The organism is Azorhizobium doebereinerae UFLA1-100, assembly GCF_000473085.1.
GTDB classification, from domain to species: Bacteria; Pseudomonadota; Alphaproteobacteria; order Rhizobiales; family Xanthobacteraceae; genus Azorhizobium; species Azorhizobium doebereinerae.
Window position 1 is genome coordinate 1 of the sequence record NZ_AXBA01000078.1, and the last position, 4,069, is coordinate 4,069.

At 61.8% G+C, this 4,069-nt stretch carries 3 protein-coding genes and 1 pseudogene; 2 read left to right on the plus strand and 2 right to left on the minus strand.

What is annotated here, in order from left to right:
• Positions 1-275 (minus strand): phage major tail tube protein (locus YU1_RS0125400; RefSeq protein ID WP_029006444.1); only part of this gene is annotated, 275 nt, incomplete at its 3' end.
• Positions 276-1,701: 1,426 nt separating this feature from the next.
• Between YU1_RS0125400 and YU1_RS33155 the strand changes: the two genes are divergently transcribed.
• A complete protein-coding gene (locus YU1_RS33155; protein WP_084540137.1) occupies positions 1,702-2,229 on the plus strand; it encodes an NYN domain-containing protein in 528 nt (175 codons plus the stop codon).
• A 70-nt stretch (positions 2,230-2,299) separates the two neighbouring features.
• Here YU1_RS33155 and YU1_RS34615 read toward each other — a convergent pair.
• Positions 2,300-2,749 (minus strand): annotated as a pseudogene (locus YU1_RS34615) (helix-turn-helix domain-containing protein); the annotation flags it as partial.
• Positions 2,750-2,928: 179 nt separating this feature from the next.
• Here YU1_RS34615 and YU1_RS0125415 point away from each other — a divergent pair.
• The gene (locus tag YU1_RS0125415) at positions 2,929-3,954 is read left to right on the plus strand and encodes a cytochrome-c peroxidase (protein WP_029006447.1); all 1,026 of its coding nucleotides are present in this window, start codon (positions 2,929-2,931) and stop codon (positions 3,952-3,954) included.
• The last annotated feature ends 115 nt before the right edge of the window (positions 3,955-4,069 follow it).

A 4,069-nucleotide genomic window follows, 5' to 3' on the forward strand; every position in this document is an offset into this window, starting at 1 on the left:
GTGCCGACGTTGGCCAGGCGCTCGTAATAGATGAAGGTGGTCCAGTCGCCCGGCTCGCGGCCGAACAGCGAGCGGATGTCCTCATGCCCGCCGTTNAGCTCGAACTCGGCCGACAGCTCCTCGATCTCCCCCGGCATGGAGAAGGTGAAGAAGCCGCCGCCGGCCACGAACTTCTCCGTCACCCGCTTGAGGTCGGGCAGCTTGGCGGACTTGGTGCGCAGGCGCTGGTTGGTCTCTTCGATCCACCAGTTCGCGCCGCGGATGATGCGGTCCATGGGGTCTCTCCTTCAGGCGCCGGTCAGGACGCCACGTAGACGTTGGACGAGCCGAGCGCGGAAAGCGCATCGGCGATGGAGGACGCCAGCACATCGAAGGCTTCCGGCTGCGGCTGGGAGTAGATCTGCAGGTCGGTGAGGTCCGGCGTCTCCTCGAACCTGAGCTTCAGGCGGATGCCGCCATCCCGCAGGAAGGTGTTGGGGTTGAGCTTGCGGTCCCANACGATCTGGTAGTCGATGAGCGCGCCCAGGCTTTTGCGCTCCTCGCAGGCCTCCTCCAGCGTCTTGACCAGCAGCGTGACGAGGTGCCCGCCCAGGTCCTCGGACAGATAGCCCCTGAGCGCAGTGGAGAACGCCTTCTCGATGCTGCGGCGGGTGCGGATGCGCTTGATGGAGCGATAGGCGCGGATGGTGGGATCGGTGGCGGTGGAGAACGGCGCCCANAGCGTCTTGTTCTCGATCACTGTGCCGACGCCGGCCTGCACCAGATAGTTGGCGTCCGAGGAGGTGTCGCCGTCGCGATAGGTCACNCGCTGGGAGGCGCCGAGGATGCCGATCAGCGGCCGGTTCCAGGCCGCCTTAAAGGGATTGCCCACCTGCTTGTCGCGGCGGACGATGGCCGCGGCCACATGGGGCGAGACCGGGCGCACCACCTGCGCCCCGCTTAAGAAAACCTTCGCGCCGGGATACATGGCGATGATGTTGAGCGAGGTCTTGAAGTCCTCGGCATAGAGCGCCGCCGCCTCGCGGCTGGTGCCGGGTGTGTCCACCACGGCCATGCAGTCGATGATGCGTCCGCACACCGTGTCCATGGCGGTGGTGATGGGGTTGGCGGCATTGCCCGGCCGCGTGCCGGTATAGCCCGGCGCGATCAGCAGGCCCGGCTCCAGGCCGATATGGTCCTTCGCCTCCAGTTGCGCCCACACGCCGGTCTTGGCGCCGGCCGAGCCGACGATATGGCCCATGGTCGCCTCGGCATCCGCGCCTTCCGCCACCCGCACGAAGGAGATGTCGGTGACGATGCCTTCGGCGAGGATCTGGTCCACCGTATCGCGCGCCAGGCCGGGGCCGAGGGCCGCCACCTGCTCCACGTCGTCGATGGACAGCGCCACCGGCTCGTCGAGGGGGAAGCGGGCGTTGTCCGCCTCAGGGGCCGGCAAGGTCAGGCCGATGACCGTGCTGTCGCGGGTATCGACGGACGCGACGGTGTCCGACAGGTCGGAAAAGACGCGGACGCCGACGAAGGGTGTGGTGGCAGACATGAAAGCCCTCTTGAAGCGCGGTTGACGGGCGGCTTCAGGGGCTGGACTGTGCAGGGTAAGATGCGGGACGGCACGGGCGACAGGTGTCGCCGGGTGAATTCCGGTGCAGCGAATGAGCCGTGGCGGTAGGAGACGCCGGCAAAGAAGGTTACAGAGAGGGGATTATGACCACCTATTCGTACATTGATAATTCAAACATCTATATCGAAGGATGCCGGCTATCCGCCGTACGAAATGGTTTTGCAAAGAACATCGACGAAGCCATGTGTGCCGGAATTATTGATCATAGCTGGAATCTTGACTACGGGAACTTGTATGAATTTATTTGTGGATCCGATTCCGTTGCAAGGCTTTGGGGTTCGCCCCCGCCTGGAGACAGCTTCTGGAACATGCTGCATCGAAAGGGATTTAACACGACCGTCTACGAAAGAAATGCCGCAAATAAAGAAAAGAAGGTTGATACTGCGATTGCCGGTCGCATGACCAAGGATGCATACACCTTACTTAACAAAACTAGTGACGAAATTATTCTTGTCGCCGGCGATTCCGATTATGTCCCAATTGTTGCGGACTTGGTTGCAGAAGGATTCAAAATCGAAGTTGCATTTTGGGACCACGCTTCGTCTGAATTACGTCGAGCTTGCAGTAAATTTATTTCTCTGAACAAATATCACGAACATCTAACGCTATAATGGCGGAAAAATCAAAACGACATTGGATTCTGTTCCCGTGATAATAATGGGCACCGAGAGGCCGCGCCGCCCGATGGCGGGCGCTGATGTGCGAGAAGCCGATCGCTTTGAGGATCTTGCCGATGGTTCGCTCGTGGTATGCGACGCCGAAGTGGTCCGCGACGACCTTCCTCAGGTCGAGTCGCCGCCACCGGACGACGCCGTGGACCCTGCGATCCGGGGCCGGTCTCGACGATCTCAGCGAGTTCGGACAGCTGCGCCTTCTTCAGCCGGGGCGGATGACCCTTGGAGCGGATGTCGCGCAGCCTGTCGGGGCCGAGCGCGTTGAAGTGGTGACCCAATCGCGCAGGGTCTGACGATCCATGCCGCCGATCCGAGCCGCCTCGGCGCGATCCATCCCATCCAGGACCGCTGCCAGCGACAGCAGCCGCCGGCTCTGGCTGGCGTGTTTCGAAGCAGCGGCGAGCCGCCGCAAATCCGAAGCCGAGTAGTCAGTCCGAAGCTTCACCACAGAGGCCATGGCGCGATCCTCCCCGCACGATGAAATCAGCGATCGCACTCCACCGAAAGCCCCAAACAGTCACCCTCAATGGCCGCTGGTATTAGAGCTATTCTAAACGACTTGATCTGCATCATGGCATCGGCGGCCCGGCAGCGTAAACTTGATAAAGATTTCACTCTGTTCCAGGGACATCGGAGATGAAATACCGCATTATCGGACTAACCATATTCATGTCGGCGCAGGCTGTTTCGGCGGCGGATCTGCGCACTGACGCCCTCGCTCTGTTCAAGTCTATTCCCACGGACATACCTGTGGTGAACGGCAATCCCGTCACGCCCGAAAAGGTCGATCTCGGCCGCAAGTTGTTCTTTGATCCGCGTCTGTCCGCCAGTCAGGCGCTGAGCTGCAACTCATGCCACAATCTCGGCACCGGGGGCGTCGATGCCGGGCCGACCTCCATCGGCCACGGCTGGCAGCGGGGGGCGCGCCGAGCGCCAACGGTGTTCAATGCGGTGTTCAATGTTGCGCAGTTCTGGGACGGGCGTGCCGAAGACCTGAAGGCCCAGGCCAAGGGGCCGATGCAGAACCCGATCGAGATGAATGCGACCGCCGAACAGGTGGTGGCGACGGCGAAATCCATGCCGGTCTATGTGAGTGATTTCGGTCGGGCCTTTCCCGGCGAGCCCGATCCGGTCACGTTCGACAACGTGGCCAAGGCGCTGGAAGCGTTCGAGGCCACGCTGATTACACCGGGCTCGCGGTTCGATCGGTTCCTTGGCGGCAATGATACCGCGCTCAACGATACCGAAAAGGCCGGACTTCGGGTATTCATGGATAAGGGCTGCGCCAGTTGCCACAACGGTATCAACGCGGGCGGCGATTCCTATTACCCCTTCGGCGTGGTGGAAAAGCCGGGCGCTGCTATCCTGCCACCAGATGACCACGGTCGCTTCACAGTGACCCAAACCGCCTCCGACGATTATGTGTTCCGGGTCGCGCCGCTGCGCAACGTGGCGCTGCGGGCGCCATACTTCCATTCAGGTCAGGTCTGGAACCTGGAACAGGCGGTGGCGGTGATGGCGACGGCGCAACTGGGCACCCAGCTCACGCCCAAGGAGATCAAGGACGTGACGGCGTTTCTCGGCACCTTGTCGGGAGATCCGCCGCGGGTCGAATTTCCCATCCTGCCGGTCCGCACGACGACGACGCCGCTGCCGAAGTAATATATTGTCATTGGCTATCTTAAAGCCCCGCACAAAACCGCCACAGCTCATCGATCTCGGCCGGGCCCATGTCCAGCATGGCGCCGAGCGTGTCCACCAGCGGATTGGTGCGCTG